Source organism: Microbulbifer sp. SH-1 (assembly GCF_011326135.1).
GTDB classification, from domain to species: Bacteria; Pseudomonadota; Gammaproteobacteria; order Pseudomonadales; family Cellvibrionaceae; genus Microbulbifer; species Microbulbifer harenosus.
In genome coordinates, this window is the sequence record NZ_CP046948.1 from 1,788,823 (window position 1) to 1,812,362 (window position 23,540).

Genomic DNA, 23,540 nt, shown 5'->3' on the forward strand with positions numbered 1-23,540 from the left:
TAAGTTCCCCAGTCATTAACCCAGAAGAAAGCTCAGGCGTGCATCTGCCTTCTTGAGCGCAATTTCAAGTATTTCTGCAGCGACGATACGCTCAACCACAAACGGATCTTCATTAACCCTATTCTCAAGATCTTCACGTGAAACCCCATAAGCGATAATACTGCCACCAAGGCCGGACTGCAGACTACCTACCATCAAAAAAACGCCATCGTCAAATCCACGCCTTATCCATTGATTATGGGCGTCCATATAATGGCTGGCCTGCTCCTTATTCTGTGAAAACCGCAAAAGCACGAAAAACATTAAAGTATCTCCGGTTGAACTTCAGCTCTGGTTGTGACGGAGGTTAACCATTCATTAATGCGGTTTACCTCGTTCTGAACAAATTTATCATCGTTGAATGTGCTGGAAAGCGTTGCTACACCCTGGCTGAACCCCAGCAGATGCATTGCCAACTCATCCGCTTCGTCACCAAGGCCAAGCTGTTCAAACTGTCGACGCAACCACACTCTAAAAAGAGTAAAAAGTTCCTTTGCGTGATCTCTAGCAGGGTGGTTTAGCTTCGTGAGCTCCGCACAGAGTGTCCCTACCGGACAGCCATAGCGCCTGATTTTTGCGCCATTCACTATCAGAATGTTGATGAAGCTCCGAACTCGATCAATTGGTGTCTCACCTTCTAGCTCCCAGCCGTCGAGCATTGAGCGAGTGCGAACAAGACGATGGCTGATTACAGCATCCAGGATCTCGTCCTTGGTCTTGAAGTGGTAATAGAAATTTCCCCGAGAAATACCCAGAGCTTTCGCAATTTGCGCAAAAGAAGCGTGCTCGAACCCCTGCTCATAAAACAGCTGATCCGCCTCAACGACAATGCGATCTCTCGTCAAACTACCACCCACAGAAACACCCCCCAACGCCCCGTCAGACACCTAGGACAACCGACCTAATCTCGAACTCTAGGGCAACCGTCCTAACAAATCAAGACATTCACGAGAGGATAAGTGAAGCGGAGAAAATTGACGCCTTGGCGCCGCGTTCTATATCACCAAAGAAGCATTATTCGACCATAGCGCTTTGCTATCTGGTTCAATTTTGGGGCCTCAGGCTCTCGACAACCTGCGCATCAACCCAGTAGGTATCCACATCGGGCCACCTGTCGCCATCTGCCGGCGCAACAACTCTACTAAAGAAAAGATACTTTCCGTCAGGTGTGATCCGCGGGCCCCCGTCGTCGACTTCTGTGTTGATCTCACCGCCCAGGTTAATTGCTTCACCCCACGACCCATCCGCCTCCTTGAAGCTAACATAAAGATCAGATCCACCATACCCACCCTCTCTTTCACCATCCCACATAATGTAAGACTCGTCCGGAGCAATGTAGGGATGGGCATTCCACAATCCCGTATTGATCTCTTTACCGAATGGTTGCGGTTCTTCGCGAATGCCATCCACTAGCCGTGAATATCGAATAATGCCGTCTCCGTTTGTGCCCACCTCGTCAAACACATAGGTTCCTTTATTGGAAACCTTAAGGCTCATGATGCGTATCTCTTCAAAAGGGGAGCCAAGGTTTTTCATCTCCGACCAACCAGAATCCGTACGCTCTTTATACCGCTTGCCAAAATGCATGACCTTGCCATCCGGCGCGAAAGATGGTCCATACCCAGGAAACACATCAAACATGTACCACCGATCATCGTTACTCTTTAAAACGACAGTTTCTACGCTTTTAGTTTCCGGATGCTGCCTGGTAAAATAAAACTCTTTCATATCGTTCGAGAAAGCAGCACCACCCTCCCAATCCCTTGTTGCAATAATACCCGGCGCAAAAAGCTCAGGAGTCAAACCCGGAGGCTTCTGTCCGAGATACGGACCCTCAAGAACTGGAAAATCATCTTGACCATAACTTTTATTGACCATAAGTAGAACAGTAAATAATAGAGAAATTGAAGCATAATTATTCTTCATAACTTTTCCCTTATTCATAATTTCCCATTAATAGTTGACCATTAAGCATCTGGTTGGCTTGCAGCGATAAGACTTAATTTCGTCCGCGCTCCCGAGCGTCACTTTTTTCAACTTCCATATTTCCAAAAACCTCAGGTAATTTAATTTGCGCCTAACCGACGCAATCACGCGCTTGCCTCGTGTATTGCCTGGTTGTGCGGTTCTGGACGGTCACTTACCAATCGCCCATACAATGCCGAGTCAGAGACGATGCCATTGACTTCCCAACGCTGCCTTAGTAGCCCCTCGCGGGAAAACCCTAGTTTCCCTAATGCTTTCGCGGAAGACTGGTTGTCTGGGTCGATCTCTGCTTCAATTCGCCGAAGTCCCAATGAATTGAATCCGTACTGAATTAATGCCTCTCCCGCTTCGTGGATGTAACCCCTTCCCCAAAAAGAACGCCCCAAACCAAAACCGATCTCGGCACGTTTGGATTCCTTGTCATAACTGAACAACATACATTTCCCAGCGAGCTCACCTGTAGACTTCAAATACACGCCGAGCACAAGAGACTCTTGATCCTGCATCGAACCGTTGCTCTCATTAATGAAGTCAAGAGAGTCCTGAATTGTTTCCCAAGGAGCAGTATGCCAATACCGCATGACCTCAGAGTCAGAGAAAATTTCCAGTAAGCTACCCGCGTCATCCATTACTAAAGGTTTAAGAGTTAATCGCACGGTTTCAAGAACTGGGAAAAACAACTCTTCCGACATGAATTCCTCCATTTTTACGCATAACGAGCCTGTAGAAAAACGACTTTCTCCGCTGCCTTCTTTTGGCTCTTTCAACTGTTTATCGTCAGCACACCCTGACACATAGGGCTTGGAATAGGCGAAAAGTATTGTTCCAAAAGAATCGCTGGATCATACGCCAAACAACCGTCCGCACCATTCTCGTAATTGTCGTAAAAAATCGGACAGGTTGATATCCCGCTGGCAGAGACAGCTTACCTTGTGCGCGTTTTGCGCGAAACTGCAAGCGTAGCGAATCACGCAAAAGGTGCGCAAGGTAAGACATCCCGTAGAGAGACGAAGGCCCAGAGTAAATCACCCTGCCTTGCTATGATTTTTCTTGCCTCTTGGCCAAAACCAAACCATCCAACAAAGACATTGCCAACAGGTGTTTCAAATCATTTGAATTGAACAGAGATCCAAACCTGAACATCGACGAGAATGAAAAGGCTCTTCGGAAATACTCCCTCCACCCGAGAACTCGACTGATAGAGTATTCGCCCAGCGTATTATTTGAATCGTACTCTCTTATACGCATGTCAATACTAATACTTGGGCGCCATAATATTGGGATAACTGGATCGCAGTAAAGCGCGAAATCTGTACCTAACCGATACTTTCGAACAGCTACGTCTAGTATTAACGCCCCACTTTCTACATGCTCGGATTGACTCAGCATGGGTATCTCCAGGAGGTTTTTAACCCATTCCTCTAGCTGTTCTGGCTTGTTTTCATCATTAAGGTCAAATTCTAATAACCTTACAAGCTTATTTCGCTCGCTCACAAAAACTTCACCCAAAAATATTGATCTATTCTTGGAGCGAAAGACATTGGCAATAGATGAAAACATAGTCCCTTACTATATGTTAATCATAACGTCGCCATCTTCGGCGGCTGGAGCGCATTTAGCGCAAAGCGCATTGCGTAAGCCATTCGCCAGCATGGCCCGGTTATGCATTGTTCCTGATATACAAATAGTAACCCAGAAATTTTCCGGGATTCCTACTTACCATCATATGAACACTTAGTTCACTTCTTGAACAAAGTTGCTTTAACGCCCGCTCTACTGGTTCCCTAGTCTCAAATGGCTTTTGGTATTTTTTACTGACAGTCGCCACAATACCAAGGACATCTTTAGTGGCATGTTGGTCGGTACCAGACTCCAATTCTACCAGGCCATTTTCCCTGGTATCTAAGTAATATTTGAACCCGTCAAGCTCACTTGTCAGTAAATCCAATAAGCTTTTCCAATTTATACTTTGTTGCCTTTTTCGATGAATTTTAACGGCAACCCAATTTAATAATTTTAACAGCACTGAACTTCCTTTTCATGCATAACACCACCAACTGGGGCGGCTTACTTTATGCGTTTTTGCGCAAAACCGGGAGCGTAGCGACCCGGGCAAAAGGTAAGCTGTCCCGAGAAGAGCTAGGTTCCGAGCAAATTGTCCGACCTTGTTAAGCGTTTCTATCTATAGGGAGCGACCATCTATAGATTCTTTTTTAATCGAACCCAAGTCGATATCTTCTAAACAGCGAACATTAATCGCTGCCACTTCCATCCCCCCATGCTCACCAAAACCAAATGGTGCACAGCCACAATTGGCACAAAACTGATGCTTTATATTATGTGTGTTGAAAGTATATGTAGCGAGGGAATCCTCCTCGACTTGTAAAGAAAATTCAGTTTTTGGCAAAAACCATAATAAATAGCCTTTTCGGCTGCAATGGGAGCAATTACATTCCATGACAGAATCGAAATCGCCATTGACTTCGAATCTAATTTTCCCGCAGTGGCAGCTGCCTTTATGATTCATTTTAAACTCTCCCCTATAGATGGTTTTCGGTCTAAATGCTTAACGCCCAGCATCAGTTGCGCGAGGTGCGAGCGTCGGCAGTACAGCGTTGTTATAGCGCAACCGGCTCATCACGCATTTTTTCCCAGGTTTGCACCATAAGCTTCTTCGTTGGTCCCCAACGGTAACCCCCCAGGGCGCCACTCTGCTGTATAACCCGATGACAGGGAATCAGTAAAGCGACCGGATTTGCGCCGATGGCGTTACCAACTGCCCTTGCAGCCTTGGGGGCACCTAGTGCCTTGGCTACTTGGGCATAGCTCGCCACCGCTCCCGGTGGGATTTTCAGCAGAGCTCGCCACACGGCAATTTGAAAATTGGTTCCTGCCACATGCAGCGATAGCGGGCCATCCTTGGAAACAGTATCACTATTAAAAAATGCGTCAATAACATGGCGCGTAGATGGGAGGCTCTCCCTGATCGAACTAAGCGGCCAAGCGTTATGCAAGTTATCTAGTAACTCGTCCATGCTGTTGAAATCCATGAACTCTGCCCGGCAAACACCACGCTGGGTTACAGCAACAAACATTGGGCCCAGCGGGGTGGCGTGTACACCATACTCAATGTGAACTTGCTTACCTCGACTTTTATACTCTCCGGGGGTGACAGCTTCCAGCTGCACAAAATGATCATGCAACCTTGAGCTGCCGCTTAACCCAAGTTCATGAGAGACTTCGAGCAAGGAATGAGAATTCTCCAGCAACACTTTGCCCCGCTCCAATGTCAGGACCTGTAAAAAGCGCTTCGGGGTAGTACCCGCCCACCTACAAAACAGCCTTTGAAAGTGATACGGACTCAGATGCACATGGGCCGCTATCTCTTCAAGGCTGGGCTGATCCATTGCCCGATCAACCAAATAGGCCATAGCGCTTGCGATTCGGTCATAGTCTGACATGGCGCGACCTCTCAGACGCGATTTATGGATACACCGCCATCTACCAACATCGCAGAACCAGTTGTGAAACTGGAGGCATCGGATGCTAAGTACAATGCGGATTGAGCAATTTCATCTGGTGTCGCCATACGCTTGAGAGCATGCAGGTTATGCACAAACGCCAATGCTTCTGGCGTATTGGCAAATTCACGTCCCGCTGGTGTATCAGTACCACCGGGCAGAAGGGCATTGACCCGGATATTCTTAGGCCCATGTTCTGACGCCAGCACTTGAGTCAACCCAATAAGGCCAGCCTTACTGGCTGCGTAGGCAGCCATACCTGGCATACCTGCGGTGTAGCCAACGAAGGTAGAGGTGAAAATTAACGAACCTCCTTTTCGGGTAGCCATGGCGGGCAGTTGATACTTTGCACCCAAAAATGCGCTGGTTAAGTTCGTCGCAATAACCTGATCCCATTCCGTTTTCGACATTTCCGGGACAGGGCTCATAGCACCCAGGATAGCCGCATTGTTGAAAGCGATATCCAATCCGCCGAAGTAACTTACCGCCTTATCTACCAAAGTTTTGGCAAAAACCTCATCACCAACATCACCCGCTAGTGCCAGTGCCTGCCCGCCTTCCGCGTTGATTGAGTTCGCAAGGTCATCAAGCTCCTTTTGTCGCCTTGCAGCCACCACGACGGCAGCACCTTCTTTCGCAAAAAGCTTCGCGGTCGCGTAGCCAATACCGGTGCTGGCACCAGTAACGATAGCAACTTTGTTAGCAAGTATAGTCATCAGTCATTCCTTCTGGCTCTAATCATTATAAAAGGGCACATGCCCGAACAGAGGCCATATTAGAAGGACGAACGACTACTGCCGACCCGAATCTTGCTGTACTTCAATTACGCTATAACGAGGCTGTAGAAAAACTCCGGCCTCTTTGCTGTTCATATTATGAACAGGAAATCGCGCTTCTATGCGAATTCTGTACCTGATTTACATGGCGAAAAACATTTCAGGACACTCCCCGCACGAAAAAATAATCTATGGAAGAGGTGCCCGAGTTTTTCAACAGCCTGAACGCTCACACAAACGGCACGAGCTTGCGAGCGTCCGGCGACCGAAGGGAGCGAATTTCAAGTGTTTTTTGGTTAAGTGAAGCTTATGGGTTCGGGCATACAAGTTCCCAGAGATGCCCTTCAGGATCGCTGATATAGCCGATGTATCCTCCGAACGATGGGTCGACTTCGGGTTTCGCCGGTGCCGTTCCGCCGTTCTCTTTAGCGCATTCAAGCGCCCGATCCACGTCTTGTTTTGATTCAACTGCACAACTAATGATGGCAGGGGCAGAATGCCCGGGAAAAAATGCTTCGCGTTTTGCTTTATGGGCATACGCTTCGTAAGCATTCTTTTCCATTATGAAAAGAGACAGGTTCGGGAATTCAAGAGTAAGAATACCCTCTTCTATTTTTGCGTCAGAAAATCCAAAGACTTCCCGGTAAAAAATGAGTGCCTTTTGTACATCGGTAACGGGAAGGCATAGCACCGTGGTTTTAATCTTCATAATTAATCCTCAATACTCAACTAGAATGGTCGGCGCATAACGAGGCTGTAGAAAAACTTCGACCTCCCTTTTCTGTTTATGTTTTGCGCAGAAAATCGCGCTTCTATGCGAATTACGGACCTGCTTAACATGGCGCAAAACGTGCATAGGGTAAGCCGTCCCGCGGAGGCCCGAAAGGCCGGAGCTTCACTACCCGTGATTGTTAGGCAGGGTGCCCTGCGGATGCCAATTTACTTATTTTCACTCAGACGTACCACAGATGGATGCCTCTCAGTTGCCCACTCATGACAGAGATCTGACAGAAACTGAGTTAACTCAGCTTCTGTAATTTCTGGTGGAACAAATATTCCGGCATTTCGTCGCTTACCTTCTGAACCGTGGTAGAAAGTTGCCCACCGATTTTGGCTTCTTTCAATCAGAACTTCTCTACCAAAAATATCGTATTTATATCTCTCCATAACTTTGGCCACTTGCCTAACGAGGCTGTAGAAGAGCTCCGACCTCTCTTTTCAGTTTATATTTTGTGCAGGAATATCACACTTCTATGCGAATTACGGACCTGTTTAACATGGCGAAAAACATTTCAGGGCACTCTCCGCGCGAAAAACTAATCTATGGAAGAAGTGCTCGAGTTTTTCTACAGCCGGAACGCCGCGCTCAGCCGCGGACAATTTTGGGCGCTTTATGCGCGATAATGAGAGCGCAGCGACCGCGCATAAAGTGGTCAGGTAGACGGCAATGTCACCATCACCGCCCCCCACAGATCCGGACGTGCGCGATTAACGCATCCGGCTCCTCAACCCATCACATTCGCAGGTTAATGGTTATTAAACGCGCCGCAGGAAGACGGTATCGCAGCAACAGACGCTCTACCGCTTTCCAGTTCAGCCGATGGCGCTGTGAACGCTTCCTTAGCCATTTTACCCAAGTGTTCCTAACAACATACAGGAAACGCTTGAGTGCGTTGCTGTTACCTCGTATACCAAAATACGCATAATGCCCTCTGATCTTTCGACAAAGGGCTGCATGGTATTCCGGCAGGGCCAGGTGACGGTTCTCGCTGCACCAGTTGCCGATGGCCCGGATACTGCGCGCAAACCGGGATTTCATGGTTTTACGGCAGATACTCCAGCCTCCGCGCTGACTCCGCTTCCAGTAATGCGTAAAGCCTAGAAAGTCGATACTGACATTCTCTTGTGGCTTGAATCTGGTAACACGGGTCTTTTCCGGGTGCAGGGCCAAGCCATGGCGGTGGAACCGCTTTGGCAATACGGCCATGACCCGATCAGCGTCCTCGGCATTCTTCATCAACAGAACCGCGTCATCCGCAAATCGTATCAGACTTGCGCTGCTGATGAGACGGGGCTTCACCTCTTGCTCAAACCACTGGTCCAGCACATGGTGCAGGTACACATTGGCTAGCATTGGGGAGATAACTCCGCCTTGCGGCGTGCCCTGTTCCGGGTAGTGGATGCTTCCCGCTTCCATAACTCCGGCTTTTAACCATTTGTTGATCAGGCGCAGTATTACGCCGTCTCCTACCCGCTGCTGGAGGAATACCCTCAGCTGGTGTTTGTCCAGAGTGTCGAAGAAACTCTGGATGTCCATCTCGATGACGTAGCCTCCACCCGACTCAGACAGTTGCTGTCGCAACTGCTCCAGTGCCTTATGCGGACTTTTGCCCGGTCGGTAGCCAAAGGAGTATGGGTGGAAGATCGGCTCATAGAGCTTTTCCAGGATTCTGACCACGGCCCGCTGCAATACTTTGTCTTCAAAGGTGGGGATGCCGATCGGACGCTTGCCATTGCCTTTCGGCACGTAGCTGCGCCTGACCGGTGGGGCTTTATAGCTGCCGTCTTTGACTCGGGCTAAAAGACTCTCGAGATGCTCCTCTAGCCGTTGCCCATAGTCGGCTGCCGTCTGCCCGTCCACCCCTGCCGCACCATCCTTGCGAGTCTGGTGGAAGGCTGCTCGCAACAGGTCTTGGGTCAGGTACTGGTTCAGGTTGGTAAAGCACCGCTGTGGATGTTCCTGACCCAGCGTCGCTAACCTCAGGAGTGCAGTGGACATGCTGTTCGCGCTCTGCGTCTGCGACATGTTTCCCTCCTGAGGACATGATGGGTTGGCTTTCCCTTCCCTCCACTGGCTCCCGGCGGATGTCGGTTCGCCCGCTTCAACGGTACTATGGAAAGCTCCGATTTCTGCTTTATCTTCTCGCGGACGTCCTTTTTATCGTTCGGCCGCGGTACCTTGGTTTGGTGCCTGAAATTCCGTTATCACAATCCGGCACCTGACTGCGATGGGCCAATTTATTAACCACCGGCCATAGGTGGTTGTCACCAAGGAACAAAACAGACCTCCCGAGTTCCCAGGGTTTCCTTGCCAGCATGCCAGGCTCTTCGACACCGGTGGGCCAATACTCCAGGTCGGTAGAGAGTATGGTTGTAGCCTTCCGTTTTTGTGAAAACGTCGGCTCCCACGATTTGCCTATTTCGGTGCTCAATCACCGTGGCCTACTGACTCGCTGTCTACGCTTAACCGCGAACGTCGCCGTGCGCAGTCCAAGACTCGCTTCCGGGTGGGGACCAGCCTTGCCCGGGTGGGACTTCCACCCACGGGAAACCAACGCACAGTTTCCGTTAATCATCCTCCTTGTCGATCAACATCCCCTGCGCCTGAGCTTTGCTCGGCGCACCACAAAGTTGGCCGTCGGCCTGCAGCGCATTGTTATGCGATTTCTGAGATCTGCACATCTGTCGGCTCCAATTTCTTTAGCTCACGAGATTTATTTACTATTTCATTTAGGACATGGGTTGCATCTTCGCCTGACTCAAGTAGCGAGATCAATTTGGAAACGAACTCCTTAAGATCTATTGCCCATCCGGTATCGTGAGGATTGCTTAGCACCTGATTGAAATAGGCAATGGCCTCGCTTTTTTCCTTGGCTATGACACATGACATACCCTGATGAAATTCACCCCATAAAGTTGGTCGATAATCTTGCAACGAAGAAACTACGTACTCTTTAACTGCTTTTGGACTAGATAGCTTTTCTCGTATTTCCAGTATTTTAGCTTTTGCTAGATTTGCAAATTCTTGAGCTTGTGGCTCAAACTGCTCATTTGACTCATACTCAACAAAACCAGCCTCTCTATAGCCAATATCGAAAGAGAGATGTTCTTGTGGGTACCATTGAAAATTAACACCCACATTTAGATAGCTGCCTTTTGACCATGCAGAAGGTTGAAATTCAATTACTGTAATCCACCAACCATTATCATCTAACCAAATTCTCGACTGGCCTTTTCGTTTCACGCCAATCGGCTTCAATACCTGCCTTGCTACTCTGTTGATGATTTTGCTGTGTGGAGGTGTACTCATGATCTCCCTTTCGCATAACGCCCGCAACAGGGGCGACCAATGCTATGCACGTTTTGTGCGAAACTGGGAGCGCAGCGACCCGCACAAAATGTGCATAGCGTTGGGCGTCCCGCGGAGGCCCGAAGGGCCGTAGCAAACTGCTTGCGCTTGTTATGGTATGCCGCACTCCGCACCCGCTTTCCGGCACTTTGCCAGCCACGACTTGGCTGGCCACTGCCCATTTAAAACGAGGAAAGAATACCGCACTTTCCCAACCCAATTTTTACATTTTTGGCACTCCAAAATACTGCAGCGGAATTGCCGTACCAATGACCTCAAGCGAACACTCTAGGAACGAAACTGCTTGAATGTGCCACGGCAAAAAGCCAAATGCTGGAGGCCAAAACTATGCGTAAAACTTGCAGTCACATAAAAACTATTTTTAAAGACCGGCACCATAACGCCCGCAACAGGGGCGACCAATGCTATGCACTTTTTGTGCGAAACTGGGAGCGCAGCGACCCGCACAAAAAGTGCATAGCGTTGGGCGTCCCGCGGAGGCCCGAAGGGCCGTAGCAAACTGCTTGCGCTTGTTATGGTATGCCGCACTCCGCGCCCGCTTTCCGGCACTTTGCCAGCCACGACTTGGCTGGCCACGGCCCATTTAGAACGAGGAAAGAATACCGCACTTTCCCGAACCAATTCATATCTTACTGGCACTCTGCAATACTGCAGCGGAATACCCTTTTCTGCCAAACCCAAGCGAACGCTCTAGGAACAAAACTGCTTGCATGTGCCCTGGCAAAAGGCCAAACACTGGATGCCAAAACTGTGCGCAAAAATTGCAGCGCCACAAAAACTAATTTTTACCGACCGGCACCATAACGCCGCCAGCAGGGGCAGCTTACCTTGTGCGCGTTTTGCGCAAAAATGGGAGCGCAGCGACCCGCGCAAAACGTGCACAAGGTAAGCTGTCCCGCGGAGGGCCGAAGGCCCGGAGCCTTGCTGCCTGGCATTGTTATGTTTGTACTGCAAGTTTCACCCAAAACCCGAAGAAAGAGAAGGCAAGTATAACCATTGAGACTGTTCTGAAAGTGCGCGCCTTATTTAGCTGCCTTTGACTCTCCCATTCAGCAGTTTCTATTTTTTTGCATTTCCATGAGAAATACATCGAAGAAAGGTAAGCAAGCAAAGAGATAAGCAATAGAAGATTTTGGTACTTCAGTAGCCAATAAATTAGAAACGGCAAAAATATCATGCTATTGATGATATCCGTCTTGCTACCTACTCCATAGTTCTTATTTTTGAAGCTCATGCTGCTCCGAAAACATAACGCCCGCAGCAGGGGCGACCAATGCTATGCACGTTTTGTGCGAAACTGGGAGCGCAGCGACCCGCACAAAATGTGCATAGCGTTGGGCGTCCCACGGAGGCCCGAAGGGCCGGAGTAAACTGCCTGCGTTTGTTAACACTGGTACTCTACGGACTCTCCGTTGAGGGCCACCTTTTTCTCACTTACCAGCTTATTAAGTTGGCCTTGAATGGCTATTTCATTACCTTGAAGTTTGAGATGCGCAGCAATATGGTTTTTTAACGAAGACACCGTTTTGGGACGTTTTTCTTTCGGTGACTTGGTTAATGAACTCAGTAATTTTTGTGTAGTCGCCGCAACAGTAACATGCTTGATTTGCTTGCACGACCTGCCGTTTACTTTCAAGTGGCCTATAAGTGGCGCAAAGCCATTATCGTTTGTAATGACCTCAAACGAGACATTTTTCTCGGCCTCACGATCATACTTGCCTAAATAGTAGGCAAGGTGGAAATCAAGGTTATTTGCTTGAGTGGCTTTAATTTGTACAACGATTAAATTAATTGGGGTGTCATATTTAGCAGCGCCAAAGTCCAACTTTGGCTGATTTGCCCCAAGAAATACGATGACTTTCTCATACTGCGAAAGATCAATTTTTTCCATACCACCGACATTTTCATAGTCGATAAATGCCCACTTCATTGTGGAACTCCTTGTTGTGTTAACGCCGCGCTCAGCCGCGGACAAATTTGTGCGCTTTATGCGCGATAATAGGAGCGAAGCGACTGCGCATAAAGTGCACAAAGTTGGCCGTCGGCCTGCAGCGCCTTGTTAGCATGGGCAGCTACAAGGCATCTACGATAGCCCAAACCAAGAAAACAACCATTGCCCCTAAAATAAAATAGTATTTTCTTTGAACAGCTGATTCATTTACCGAAACCATGGGTAAGTATAGAAATGTTGCAATTCCATATACGACCCAAATTCCGAAGAATACGACTATTGGCCACCATACTTTATGAAAAAGCGCCGTAAGGAGAGTAATTGGCAGGCCAAATGTACCGTAAATTGCTTCCGCAGTTCTAAACCCTTTCGGTTGTGCACAAGGCTTCTTGCATCCTGGGCAGATAGCGGGATTTAGATCCGATGCCAGGAACCTATTCCAGGTGGAAATTGTATTTTTCCCGCAATGTGGACATTTATGCTTCATGCTATCTCAAATGCTAACGCCGCCATAACCGGCAGCCGGAGCGCAGCGTAGGCTGTCCGGCGCCGACAGGCGCGAAGTTCATGGCCTTGTTAGTTGCTGTTGAAATGCTTCGTGCCTCGCACTAAATCGTACAATCTTTAAGAATTCTTCATCAGATGGAAGGGAGTCAATCTTATCTAGATCTACAGGCAACATTTCAAGAGAACTACAATTACAAATTTTGTTTTTAGAGCACAAAGATAAATCTTCCTTACTCAATTTTATTTTGATTATATAGGCATTGCCACCAAATTTTTTAATAAGGCCGAGCCGAATAGATTGCCAATATGAAAGGCGGGAATTATTTACTTTGACTTCAACAGCCAAATACTGTCCGGCTTTAAAACATATAAAGTCATATCGACCAGGGTGACTTCCCTGGCCTGGAAATTTATTCAATGCCGCCCTATTTTCATCCTTTAGCCTTTCAGCCTCATCAATTTTTCCCAACTTCTGCAAATCACGTATCTTTATTCCGTCATGAGGCAGAGAATTATTCTCATTGTAATACCACCAACACCTCTGTATATATTCGTTTACGGCAAAGTTTATAAATAGAAAGTCTTTACCATATGGCGCGCCTTCTCTAGTAAGGCAGCGAAGATCATCCTCACTCCATTTTTTAAAATCGTGTTCCCAGTCAATCCCACATCCATTATCAGGACAGACTTCATAATTTAGCTTGAGGTGAGCTAGAGGATCGGATTTGAGCATTTCCTTTCCGTAACGGACAAGGAAATAGCCCTGTTCTTCCAGATACTTGGCAGCTAGAAACTCCCCTATATCACCAATCACTCTTTGCGGAATTGCCATATTAGCTATCTACTTCCTTCGCAACTAACGCCGCCAGCAGGGGCGGCCTACTTTGTGCGCTTTTTTGCGCGATAATGGGAGCGAAGCGACCCGCGCAACAAAGTGCACAAAGTAGGACGTCCCGCGGAGGGCCGAAGGCCCGGAGCGTACTGCCTGGCATTGTTAGCGCGAAACAAAGCTGCCATGCCTAAATTCACCGCAGAAATTCTACGAAGTTTTACATAGCCAGCAACGAAGATAAATTTTTTCGCAGCCACTAAACTTACATTCAAAATATACAATCTTGTGCAAAACTCGCTAAGGCTGCGAGCTTGCCGGCCCACCGAAACCAACTTTGAAACTGGCACAAACTCTCAGAGCCGCCTACAGCAGAAGTCCAAAGAATGGATACCACAGAGACAAAAATAAACCACTTTGAGCCTGAATGCCTCAGCTGAAACCATTTTAACCACAGCAGCCTTTTTTATGAATTTTGACCACTACACTATTTGAAATAGGCGGCGACACTCCCAAAACGCTAACAGTTAATTAGTAGGCAAAGTGATCCAAATGCCCTGCCCACTATCTCTCTGACAATAAGCGTTGAGAATGCTCCTCAGCCCACAGTACGTCAAGAGTTCGGTCGATCCATCAGGCACATCGTTTTCGAAAAATCAGTCATTCCGCCCACTATCCCCACTGCGTCAAAACCAGTAACTCACTGATTAATAAAGAGAATATGGTCATTTCTCCTACTTCTCTGGATATCGTTCACTGTAATCACTTGTAATTGGCAAAATCTGCAAAACATATACAATACTGTATATACAACCAGCAATAAGAGCATTTATGGAATACTTGCCTCGCCCTATTCCTGCATCACCTGAGCGCTTTATGGATCGACTGCGCGCGTTTATGCGGGCGCGCCGGTTGGCCTACCGGACCGAAGATAGCTATTGCCGATGGATTCATGATTTCATTCGATATCATGGTATGCAGAGGCCTGAGAACCTGGCGGCAAAGCATGTCGACCAGTGGCTTTCACATCTCGTGTGTGATCGAGCCGTGTCAGCCAATACACAGAAAACCGCGCTGAATGCGCTCGTATTTCTATACCGTCAGTTTTTGCAACAGGACTTGGAACCGCTGCAATTCAGTCGTGCGAAGAAGGGTAGGCAACTGCCTGAAGTATTCAGTCATGAGGAGGCAGTCCGTGTCCTGTCATTAATGTCAGGCCCTGTGCGACTTGCTGCGTCTTTGATGTACGGGTCCGGTTTACGAGTTATGGAAGCGGCACGGCTACGGGTGCGCGACCTGGACTTTGGCAACCAGTCGCTGATTGTGCGTGAATCCAAGGGTGACAAATCACGTATTACACTGCTGCCCAAGTCATTGTTTTCTTCGCTAAGTGTGCAGGTAGATCTGGCTACGGCGCTATATCACCGCGATAGGGAGGAGGGATTTGGCACTATTTACGTACCGGGCGCCCGGTCATCCCGTATGCCAGAACCCGGTATCGAATGGCTCTATGTTTTTCCCGCGGCGGGTCGTGCCTTCTGTCCTGTAACCCAGGTGGTGCGCAGACATCACATGCGCGAGCAGCAGATACGTCGTGCGGTACGCGAAGCGATCCAGAAGGCTGGAATCATGAAATCGGCCAGTTGTCACACGTTCCGCCATTCATTTGCGACAAATCTTCTCGCAACCGGCACCAGTATTCGGGATATTCAGGAGTTGCTAGGCCATAGCGACGTGAACACTACCATGATCTATACCCACGTAGTGGGAAAACACAAAGAAGGCGCCACCAGCCCACTTGATCAGCGGTGACCGGCATCGGCCGATTGGATGTACCGGCTGCCGAAAATAACAAAGCAGCCCTGGGACTTAAACCAGATTTAACGCTGGTCCTAGTCTCAGAGCTGCCTTATTTACTGCTTGGAAACTACAGCTCGGCGCGGGTTATTTGATCCCGAGCACTTCTTTACCCTGAATAAAGGTAACGTCCACGGGGATATCGGCCTCCGCCAGGCGATCCAGATCGACCTGCAGTTCAGCGCTGATAACGCCCATGCCGTCCAGTAGCTCCTTGGCTTTGGCATAATTACCGTCGCCCTGCACCGTCAGAATCAGGTTCGAAAGCTTGGTCATGGCTGCCTGCATTTTTTCGAAGTCGACACTGTACTGGCCTGTGGCTTCATCGCGGGTAAAAGCGCCTTCATTCTTGAAGAAGTTGAACCGCATCATATTCGCCTTGCCGTGTGCGCTAGCGGCGCCGAAGCGGACGCTGCGGAAAATACCGGCGAGGAAGGTTACGTAGTTGTCCATCAACTCGCCGTCCTCCAGCTCACCTTTTTCATGCAGTTTGGTGATCATATACAGGCCGAGAATATCCGCCTTGCCCTCTTCCAGCGCGGACGAGGTCTCTTTCAGCGCCTGACGGACATTGGCACCGTCGGTGACCGTTTTCTTGATACCGAGACCGTGGGCCACTTCATGGAACATGGTATTGGCGAAGAACGCATCGAAGGTGATGTGCTTGCGCTGGTCTTCGGCAATCAACACGCCGCTGATGGGCACAAGAATCTGGTCGAACTTGGCACGCATGGCATTTTTCAGCTGCAGGCGGCGGGTGCCCTTCTTCAGCTGCACTTCTTCATCGTTCGGCAGGTTGATGGCGATGGTTTTGGAACCCGCGTTACTGTGGCCCGCGTAGTACAGCACATCGTAGGCGTTGAGGTCGGAATCGGTTCCGGGTGTTTCAGCCTTGTATTTGTCCTCTACCGGCAGGCCGCGCTGCAGTTCCGGCAGGAACGCAGCGAACTTGGCGAGTTTCTCACTCCACGCCATGTCTTTCAGCAGTACGTAGGATTCATAGGCGGTGCGGTAGGCGAACAGCTGGTCTTCGTAGTTTTCGATGGGGCCGATCACCACGTCGATGCGATTGTTCTTCATGTCCATCCACGCCATGTCGCTGTCGCGGAACCGGTCGCTGGTCAGGGCATCGGCACGGAGTTTCAGGTAGCTGGCGAACTCGGCGTCTTCGGCCAGGTCCGATGCTTCGCGCAACAGGGTGGCGGCCTTTTCCAGTTCGGCTTTGTATGCCTCGTGGTAGGGTACCAGCTTCAGATTGCCGTTTTCATCGCGGCGTACCAGGGTGTATTGACCATTTTTTTCCGGCTGGTTCCACGCCTCAAACTCCTGCTTGGTCATGTCTTCCGGGTAGAACTCGGCGCCCAGTGGCTTGTCGCTGTAACCTTCAATAAACGGCTTGTTGTCGTTCAGACGATCCCAGGGGCCATAGTTGATGTCGGCGAACTTGCGCGCTGCGCTGTCGTCGATGCCACTCAGTAATTCCTGCGCCGGACCGTACGACTGCAGCCAGAACAGTTGGTCCATAATTTTGCTGGCGTCAATCAGTTTACCAATCAGCTGGCGCTGGTTGTCAGACAGGGAAGAGAGATCCGCATTCAGTTCCACCGGTGCGTAGATATTGAAACGCGACGGGTCCACCCCCTTGGCGATACCGCCCGCCTGGGGGCCGGTGGCCGGTGGCGCGGTGTTGGTTGCTGACTGTGCTGCAGCGCTTTCCGCAGGCGCGCCGACGTCCGCTTTGCCGGTGGTTTTTTCGTCAGAAGAGCAGCCGGCAACGATGGCGAGTGCCAGTGCGGAGGCGGCAAAAGAAGCAATTAAGTTTGCAGTTTTCATTCCGATTCCTGCCTGTTGTTTTATTTGGTGGTCGCCCGGGAATCCACGAGCAATGCCCGGTACCTTGCGCGCCACATTAAATGTGCCCCTGAGTGATGTCCAGTAATCACCGAGCAACCCCGGTCCGGCCCGGATATTTGACTGCAATTATGGGCGATGAAAGAAAAATGCGCGGCGTGAATCCACCATAGAACAACAATTCACGTTACCAGCCGGACCGGTGATGATCACTGCGCCAGAGGTTCCACATCCATTGCACGCTCGCGCTGCTGCATCCGCCACAGAGACGCGTAGTGCCCCCCGGCGGCAATCAGCTCGGTGTGACTACCCTGCTCCACCACTCGCCCCTGATCCATGACCAGAATCTGATCCGCATCCACCACCGTGGATAGACGGTGGGCGATGACCAGGGTGGTCTGCTCCCGCGAGATCTCCTGCAGTGCGCGCAGGATCCCCTGCTCGGAGTGGCTGTCCAGGCTGGAGGTGGCCTCGTCGAAGACCATGATCGGTGGGTGCTTGAGCAGTGCGCGGGCGATGGCCACGCGCTGCTTTTCGCCACCGGACAGCTTGAGACCGCGCTCGCCCACCATGGTGTTCACACCATCGGGGAGTTGCTGGATGAAGGTATCCAGCTGCGCATGGCGGATGGCTTCCATGACATCCTCATCACTGGCATTCACACGGCCGTAGCGCACATTTTCCAGAATGGATTGGTTGAACAGCACCGTGTCCTGAGGCACCACACCGATGGCGCGGCGCAGGGAATCCTGGCTGACATTGCGGATGTCCTGGCCATCCACCAGAATGCTGCCCTGGTTAACGTCGTAAAAGCGAAACAGCAGTTTGAACAGAGTCGATTTGCCGGCACCGCTGGCGCCGACGATCGCAACTTTCTGTTTCGGCGCCACGGTAAAGCGCACACCGCGCAGGATTTCCCGGTTGGCGTTGTAGCCGAAGTGCACATCGCGAAATTCGATGGCCCCCTGCGCCACCGCGAGACTGGCCGCCTCGCTGGTATCTTCGATTGCCGGCTTCACGTCGAGGATGGAAAACATTTTTTCGATATTGGCGAGGGCGCCTTTCATTTCCCGGTACACGAATCCGAGGAAATTGAGCGGGATGAATATCTGCATCATCACCGCGTTGATCAGCACAAAGTCACCGATGGTCATGGTGCCTCTGGTTACGTTTACCGCGGCCATGACCATGGCACCGCACATGGCAGCGGCGATGATCACCGCCTGCCCAGCGTTCAGGCCGAACAGGGAAAGCCGGCTATTGCGCCGCGCTTTTTCCCACTCCGCCAGCTCACGATCATAGTGTTCCGCCTCGTGTGATTCATTGCCGAAATACTTCACGGTTTCGTAATTAAGCAGGCTGTCCACCGCGCGGCTGCTACTCTGGGATTCCGCCTGATTGAGTGCCCGCACATAGCGCGTGCGCCATTCGGTCGCCACCACGGAAAACCCGATATAGGCAGTCACTGCCCCCAGCACCAGCAGCGCGAACGCGGCGCTGTAATTCCACCACAACAGCCCCACCACCATCAGGATTTCCACCAGGGTGGGCACGATGTTGAACACCATGAAGCGCATCAGGAAGCCGATGCCAGAATTGCCGCGCTCAATATCCCGCGACAGGCCGCCGGTGCGTCGGTTGAGGTGATAATCCAGATCCAGCCGGTGCAGGTGCCGGAAGACTTCGAGACCGACGCGGCGCTGCGCGCGCTCCGTCACGCGGCCGAAAATGGTATCCCGTAATTCGCCAAACAGTACCGAAGAGAGTCTCACGAAGCCGTAGGCGAGCAGCAGGCCCAAGGGCAATGCAATGGCCGCGGCGGCGCCACCGGCCTGGTCCAGATCATCGACAATGTACTTGAGCAGAAACGGCAGGCCGACACTGGCGGCCTTGGCGCCTACCAGACAAAGTAGCGCCAGCAGCACCGGGCGCCTGAATTCGAGCAGGTAGGGAAACAGGGTTTTGAGCGCGCTCCAGTGGACTTCTTCCAGGGCGACGGCAGATTTAGGTCTGGGCATGGGCTATCTCGGTAAAACTGGGGGGCAGTATACCGGAGCTGGAGTTCACTGCCTGTAGGAGCCTGCCTTGCAGGGACGGCTGTTTGCGAATTCGCCTGCAAGCAGGCTCCTACAAGCGAGAGGGCGATCAGACGAATGGGCGGAAAATTAACTCAAAGCCCTGACTGGTACGTCATCGCGGCGCCCGATGGGCACATCCAGCACTCGCACCAGGAATTCCGTGAGCACGCCGGCGGTAAATCCCCAGATTTCGTAACCCTCGTACTCGTAGGCTGGCAGATAAATGCGGGTCTGGTCGATGGTGATGCGGTCGGTGCGGATACGTGGGTCCTCCATGAAGAATGACAGGGGTACGTGGAAGATTGCATCCAGTTCGCCGGGGTTTGGCGTGAGCACGGCGTCCGCGGCGACGATACCTAGCCAGGGTGTCACCGCCACCTGCCAGCGTGTATTGCGCGTCCACAGCGGCCCCAGCACGCGCACCTGGTCGGCGGACAGACCGATTTCCTCGTGGGTTTCGCGCAACGCGGTGTACTCGAGGGAGGGGTCGGTCTCGTCCCAACGCCCCCCGGGCAGGGAGACTTCACCGGAGTGGCTCGACAGCTGCTGCGAGCGCAAAGTGAGAATGACCTGCGGGTCCGGTTCGTCGGTCAGTGCCAGCAGCACCGCGGCGTGGCCGTGCAGATTCGGGCCTTTCGGCACTCGCGCCGCCAGTTCATCTTTTACCGCCGAAAATTTGCGCTCAATGATATCCAGCATTGTCTCTATCGTTTACTGCCACTGCGTTCTGAAACACTATACCCCGGCCGACCGCATTGTTCACTGCAGCGATCACAACCTCAGCGCGGATTTGTACCGGCCTCCGGTGGCGACGCGCCGCCAATGTCCTTCGGCGTGTGGCCACCTTTCACTTTTTCCCGTAGACCCTGCATGAGTCCGTAGTAAATCGGCACCAAAAAGGTGGAAAAAATACTCGCCGCAAGCATACCGCCAAATACCGCGAGTCCAAGAGACACACGGCTGGCTGCGCCGGCGCCGGTGGCGATCACCAGCGGAAATATGCCCAGCACGAAGGCCAGAGCGGTCATCAGTACTGCGCGAAAGCGCAGGCGGGTGGCCTGGAGCGCAGATTCTTCCACCGACTTGCCTTGATCCCGCTGCAGCATGGCGAATTCCACCATTAGGATTGCGGTTTTGGCGGCCATCGCAATCAGCAGTACCAGGCCAATCTGGGTGTAGAGATTGCTGTCATGCCCCACCAACCAGCAGGCCAGCAGACCACCGGCGATGGCGACGGGAATCGCCAACAGTACCGCAATCGGAATTGACCAGCTCTCGTACTGTGCCACCAGAAACAGATAAGCAAACAGTACCGCAAGCGAAAACAGGATGGGCGCCAGATTACCCGCGCTGATTTCCTCCAGGCTGGACCCGGTCCATTCATAACTGTAGCCCTGTGGCAATTGTGCGCCCAACTCTTCCATTGCACGCATCGCTTCGCCGCTGGAAAAACCGGGAGCGGGTACCCCATTGACGCTGATACTGTTGTAAAGATTGTAGCGATTCACCGTTTGCGGACCTATGCTCGGTACCACTTCCGCCACAGAACTGACCGGCACCAGACTGCCACTATTGGCGCGCACGAAAAAGCCGTTGAGGTCCTGCTCGTCATCACGAAACTGTGCTTCGGCCTGCGCCATGACCCGGAACATCTTGCCGAATCGGTTAAAGTCATTGATATAGAAACCACCGAGGTAAGTCTGCAACGTGAGATACACGTCGGACAGCTGCAACCCCAGAATATGCGCCTTGTCTTTATCCACCTCCAGTTGCAACTGCGGTGTCGCGGCCTGGTAGGTGGTGAAAGCCCGGGCAATTTCCCGGCGCTGGTTGGCCTCCCCGAGAAGTGCATACAGTACCGCAGCGAGTTCCTGAATCTCGCGCCCCTGCAGGTCCTGCAGCACAAATTCAAAACCGCCGATGGTGCCGAGGCCGGGCAGCGCCGGCACCGGAAAGGCCTGTACTTCTGCCTCTGGCACCGCGGCCCCCAGCCGCTGTACCTTGGCGAGGATGGCAAACTGGTTTAGTGCCGGCGTTGGTCGCTCTTCCCAAGGGTGCAATATGACGATCATGAATGCGGTATTGGATGTGGCGCTGCCGGACAACAGGCTAAAGCCAGGTACCGCCATTACATGTGCCACGCCATCGAGTTCGCGGATATTGTCACTCAACCCCTGCACCACTGTCGCCGTGCGGCGCAAGGATGCGCCGTCGGGCAGTTGCACATTCATCATAAAGAAGCCTTGGTCCTCATCGGGAATAAATCCCGTCGGCACTACCGTAAACAGCCACACACAGAGTGCGCCGATACCGGCAATCGTCGCCAGCCCAATCAGCGGGCGCCGCACACAAAAACGCACGATGCGAACATAACCATTGGTAGCGCGGCGCAGAAAGCGGTTGAAGAATCCGAACACGCCCGTCAGTTTTTCGCCATGCTCACCTTCCCCCTGCGTCGGCCGCAGTAGAATCGCACTGAGTGCCGGACTCAGAGTTAGTGCATTGATACTGGAAATCAATACCGAAATCGAAATGGTCAACGCAAACTGCTGATACATTTTTCCAGTCAGTCCCGGCATCAGCATGACGGGAACAAAAACCGCAAACAGCACTGCGGTGGTGGCGATCACCGGCCCGGTCACCTCGCGCATGGATTCCATCGCCGCCTCTTTGGGCGGCATGCCTTCGCCCAGCAAACGCTGGGTGTTTTCCACCACGATGATGGCGTCGTCCACTACGATACCGATGGCGAGAATCAGCGCGAACAGCGTCACCGTGTTGATCGTCATACCCAGTGCATACATCACCGCAAAGGTGCCGACCAGAGAAACCGGAATCGCAATTGCGGGAATCAGCGTCGCGCGCCAATCCTGCAGGAATACGAATACCACGACGATAACCAGCAAAAGAGCAATCACCAGTGTTTCCACCACTTCCGCGATGGAGGCACGCACAAAATCGGTGGTGTCGTAGAGAATTTCAGATTTCAGGCCGTCGGGGAAGCGCTTGGAAAGCTCCGCCATTTTTTCGCGCACCGCGTCGGCGACGTTCAATGCATTGGCATCCGGCAGCTGATATACCGCAATCACGGCCGAAGGCTTGTTATCCAGTTCCCCAAACGCACTGTAACTCAGGCTGCCGAGTTCAACGCGCGCGATATCCCTCAGGCGCACAATGGCGCCGTCAGGCTTGGAGCGGATGCTGATGTTGGAGAATTCTTCCGCGCTCTCAAGGCGCCCGCGCGCGATGATGCTGTACTGAAACTGCTGATCCTTCTGAATTGGCGGCGCGCCGATACTGCCCGCGGCCACTTGCAGGTTCTGCGCCCGCACCGCCGCAATCACATCGTTGGCGGTCACGTCCAGCGCGGCCATCTGGTCGGGGTTGAGCCAAAGACGCATGGAATAATCCTGCGCGCCGAGAATCTGCACGTCGCTGACCCCATCGAGACGCGCCAGCTCATCGCGGATGAAGATCTCGCCATAGTTGGCGAGAAACAGGGTATCGAATTCATTTTCCGGGGAGAGCAGGTTCACCACCAGCAGAATGGTATTGGAGCGTTTCTCTACAGTTACACCGCTGCGCGTCACTTCCTCCGGCAGGCTCGGGGTTGCCTGCTGCACCCGGTTCTGCACATTGACCTGGGCGATATCGCCGTCGTAGCCGCTGTCAAAGGTGACGGTGAGGCTGTAGGTGCCATCATTGCTGCTGGTGGACGACATGTACTGCATACCCTCCACGCCGTTGACCTGTGACTCGATGGGAATCGCCACACTGTCGCGCATCACCTCAGCACTGGCGCCGGGAAAAGAAGCGCTCACCCTCACCGTTGGCGGGCTGATATCGGGAAACTGCGCAATGGGCAGCTGTGGCAGTGTCAGTATGCCTGCCAGTGAGATGAGAATGGAGATCACCAGCGCAAAGCGCGGCCGGCGGATGAACGTGGCGCTGATCATCGTCTACCGGCCTTGCGCAATGGCGAACACTGCTGTGGA

General features: G+C 51.7%; 18 protein-coding genes. 1 reads left to right on the plus strand and 17 read right to left on the minus strand.

All coding sequences use genetic code 11. The features are described from left to right. Positions 1 to 15: 15 nt before the first annotated feature. The 13 genes from GNX18_RS07760 to GNX18_RS07825 all read right to left on the minus strand — a co-directional run bounded on the left by GNX18_RS07760 (position 16) and on the right by GNX18_RS07825 (position 13,762). Entirely contained in the window at positions 16 to 303 is a 288-nt protein-coding gene (locus GNX18_RS07760; protein WP_166216771.1) for a YciI family protein, read from the minus strand. Then, positions 303 to 884: a TetR/AcrR family transcriptional regulator gene (locus GNX18_RS07765; RefSeq protein ID WP_205828091.1), complete on the minus strand. Its 582-nt coding sequence runs from the start codon at positions 882 to 884 to the stop codon at positions 303 to 305. The genes GNX18_RS07760 and GNX18_RS07765 overlap by 1 nt, the downstream gene beginning before the upstream one ends. A gap of 199 nt (positions 885 to 1,083) precedes the next feature. Next, positions 1,084 to 1,965: a PD40 domain-containing protein gene (locus GNX18_RS07770; RefSeq protein ID WP_166216777.1), complete on the minus strand. Its 882-nt coding sequence runs from the start codon at positions 1,963 to 1,965 to the stop codon at positions 1,084 to 1,086. Positions 1,966 to 2,129: 164 nt separating this feature from the next. Beyond that, positions 2,130 to 2,792 carry a GNAT family N-acetyltransferase gene (locus GNX18_RS07775; RefSeq protein ID WP_205828092.1) on the minus strand — a complete coding sequence of 221 codons (663 nt, stop codon included), beginning with the start codon at positions 2,790 to 2,792 and terminating at the stop codon, positions 2,130 to 2,132. Positions 2,793 to 3,685: 893 nt separating this feature from the next. Beyond that, on the minus strand, positions 3,686 to 4,051 hold the full coding sequence (locus GNX18_RS07785; RefSeq protein WP_166216783.1) for a hypothetical protein: 366 nt from the start codon (positions 4,049 to 4,051) through the stop codon (positions 3,686 to 3,688). A gap of 156 nt (positions 4,052 to 4,207) precedes the next feature. Beyond that, positions 4,208 to 4,552, minus strand: coding sequence for a GFA family protein (locus GNX18_RS07790; RefSeq protein WP_166216786.1), 345 nt, complete (start codon positions 4,550 to 4,552; stop codon positions 4,208 to 4,210). Positions 4,553 to 4,643: 91 nt separating this feature from the next. After that, a complete protein-coding gene (locus GNX18_RS07795; protein WP_166216789.1) occupies positions 4,644 to 5,486 on the minus strand; it encodes a methylated-DNA--[protein]-cysteine S-methyltransferase in 843 nt (280 codons plus the stop codon). A gap of 11 nt (positions 5,487 to 5,497) precedes the next feature. Then, positions 5,498 to 6,262, minus strand: a complete 765-nt coding sequence (locus GNX18_RS07800) for an SDR family oxidoreductase (protein WP_138237314.1) — start codon at positions 6,260 to 6,262, stop codon at positions 5,498 to 5,500. A 367-nt stretch (positions 6,263 to 6,629) separates the two neighbouring features. After that, on the minus strand, positions 6,630 to 7,031 hold the full coding sequence (locus GNX18_RS07805) for a VOC family protein (protein WP_166216792.1): 402 nt from the start codon (positions 7,029 to 7,031) through the stop codon (positions 6,630 to 6,632). Between the two features lie 804 nt (positions 7,032 to 7,835). Then, complete coding sequence (gene ltrA, locus GNX18_RS07810; protein WP_166216795.1) at positions 7,836 to 9,128, minus strand: group II intron reverse transcriptase/maturase; 1,293 nt, start codon at positions 9,126 to 9,128, stop codon at positions 7,836 to 7,838. 630 nt (positions 9,129 to 9,758) lie between these two features. Further along, the gene (locus tag GNX18_RS07815) at positions 9,759 to 10,412 is read right to left on the minus strand and encodes a DUF4304 domain-containing protein (protein WP_166216798.1); all 654 of its coding nucleotides are present in this window, start codon (positions 10,410 to 10,412) and stop codon (positions 9,759 to 9,761) included. 1,444 nt (positions 10,413 to 11,856) lie between these two features. Further along, entirely contained in the window at positions 11,857 to 12,402 is a 546-nt protein-coding gene (locus GNX18_RS07820; RefSeq protein ID WP_166216801.1) for a PIN domain-containing protein, read from the minus strand. A 586-nt stretch (positions 12,403 to 12,988) separates the two neighbouring features. Beyond that, entirely contained in the window at positions 12,989 to 13,762 is a 774-nt protein-coding gene (locus GNX18_RS07825; RefSeq protein ID WP_166216804.1) for a hypothetical protein, read from the minus strand. 828 nt (positions 13,763 to 14,590) lie between these two features. Between GNX18_RS07825 and GNX18_RS07830 the strand changes: the two genes are divergently transcribed. Then, on the plus strand, positions 14,591 to 15,571 hold the full coding sequence (locus GNX18_RS07830; RefSeq protein WP_138234114.1) for an integron integrase: 981 nt from the start codon (positions 14,591 to 14,593) through the stop codon (positions 15,569 to 15,571). Positions 15,572 to 15,703: 132 nt separating this feature from the next. Here GNX18_RS07830 and GNX18_RS07835 read toward each other — a convergent pair whose 3' ends face one another. From GNX18_RS07835 to GNX18_RS07850, 4 genes are all read right to left on the minus strand, one after another. Further along, positions 15,704 to 17,449: a Zn-dependent hydrolase gene (locus tag GNX18_RS07835; protein WP_205828093.1), complete on the minus strand. Its 1,746-nt coding sequence runs from the start codon at positions 17,447 to 17,449 to the stop codon at positions 15,704 to 15,706. A 227-nt stretch (positions 17,450 to 17,676) separates the two neighbouring features. Further along, positions 17,677 to 19,485: an ABC transporter ATP-binding protein/permease gene (locus tag GNX18_RS07840; protein ID WP_166216807.1), complete on the minus strand. Its 1,809-nt coding sequence runs from the start codon at positions 19,483 to 19,485 to the stop codon at positions 17,677 to 17,679. Positions 19,486 to 19,632: 147 nt separating this feature from the next. After that, a complete protein-coding gene (locus GNX18_RS07845) occupies positions 19,633 to 20,244 on the minus strand; it encodes a CoA pyrophosphatase (RefSeq protein ID WP_166216810.1) in 612 nt (203 codons plus the stop codon). An 80-nt stretch (positions 20,245 to 20,324) separates the two neighbouring features. Continuing rightward, positions 20,325 to 23,501 (minus strand): efflux RND transporter permease subunit, encoded by a 3,177-nt coding sequence (locus tag GNX18_RS07850; protein ID WP_166216813.1) that lies wholly within the window; start codon positions 23,499 to 23,501, stop codon positions 20,325 to 20,327. Between the last annotated feature and the right edge of the window lie 39 nt (positions 23,502 to 23,540).

Excerpts from the sequence above, each read along its gene's own strand:
- GNX18_RS07830 (WP_138234114.1), top strand. The coding sequence starts at position 14,591 with ATGGAATACTTGCCTCGCCCTATTCCTGCATCACCTGAGCGCTTTATG.
- GNX18_RS07760 (WP_166216771.1), bottom strand. The coding sequence starts at position 303 with ATGTTTTTCGTGCTTTTGCGGTTTTCACAGAATAAGGAGCAGGCCAGC.
- GNX18_RS07770 (WP_166216777.1), bottom strand. The coding sequence starts at position 1,965 with ATGAAGAATAATTATGCTTCAATTTCTCTATTATTTACTGTTCTACTT.
- GNX18_RS07800 (WP_138237314.1), bottom strand. The coding sequence starts at position 6,262 with ATGACTATACTTGCTAACAAAGTTGCTATCGTTACTGGTGCCAGCACC.
- GNX18_RS07845 (WP_166216810.1), bottom strand. The coding sequence starts at position 20,244 with ATGCTGGATATCATTGAGCGCAAATTTTCGGCGGTAAAAGATGAACTG.
- GNX18_RS07815 (WP_166216798.1), bottom strand. The coding sequence starts at position 10,412 with ATGAGTACACCTCCACACAGCAAAATCATCAACAGAGTAGCAAGGCAG.
- GNX18_RS07850 (WP_166216813.1), bottom strand. The coding sequence starts at position 23,501 with ATGATCAGCGCCACGTTCATCCGCCGGCCGCGCTTTGCGCTGGTGATC.
- GNX18_RS07805 (WP_166216792.1), bottom strand. The coding sequence starts at position 7,031 with ATGAAGATTAAAACCACGGTGCTATGCCTTCCCGTTACCGATGTACAA.
- GNX18_RS07835 (WP_205828093.1), bottom strand. The coding sequence starts at position 17,449 with ATGAAAACTGCAAACTTAATTGCTTCTTTTGCCGCCTCCGCACTGGCA.
- GNX18_RS07825 (WP_166216804.1), bottom strand. The coding sequence starts at position 13,762 with ATGGCAATTCCGCAAAGAGTGATTGGTGATATAGGGGAGTTTCTAGCT.
- GNX18_RS07840 (WP_166216807.1), bottom strand. The coding sequence starts at position 19,485 with ATGCCCAGACCTAAATCTGCCGTCGCCCTGGAAGAAGTCCACTGGAGC.
- ltrA (WP_166216795.1), bottom strand. The coding sequence starts at position 9,128 with ATGTCGCAGACGCAGAGCGCGAACAGCATGTCCACTGCACTCCTGAGG.
- GNX18_RS07820 (WP_166216801.1), bottom strand. The coding sequence starts at position 12,402 with ATGAAGTGGGCATTTATCGACTATGAAAATGTCGGTGGTATGGAAAAA.
- GNX18_RS07790 (WP_166216786.1), bottom strand. The coding sequence starts at position 4,552 with ATGAATCATAAAGGCAGCTGCCACTGCGGGAAAATTAGATTCGAAGTC.
- GNX18_RS07795 (WP_166216789.1), bottom strand. The coding sequence starts at position 5,486 with ATGTCAGACTATGACCGAATCGCAAGCGCTATGGCCTATTTGGTTGAT.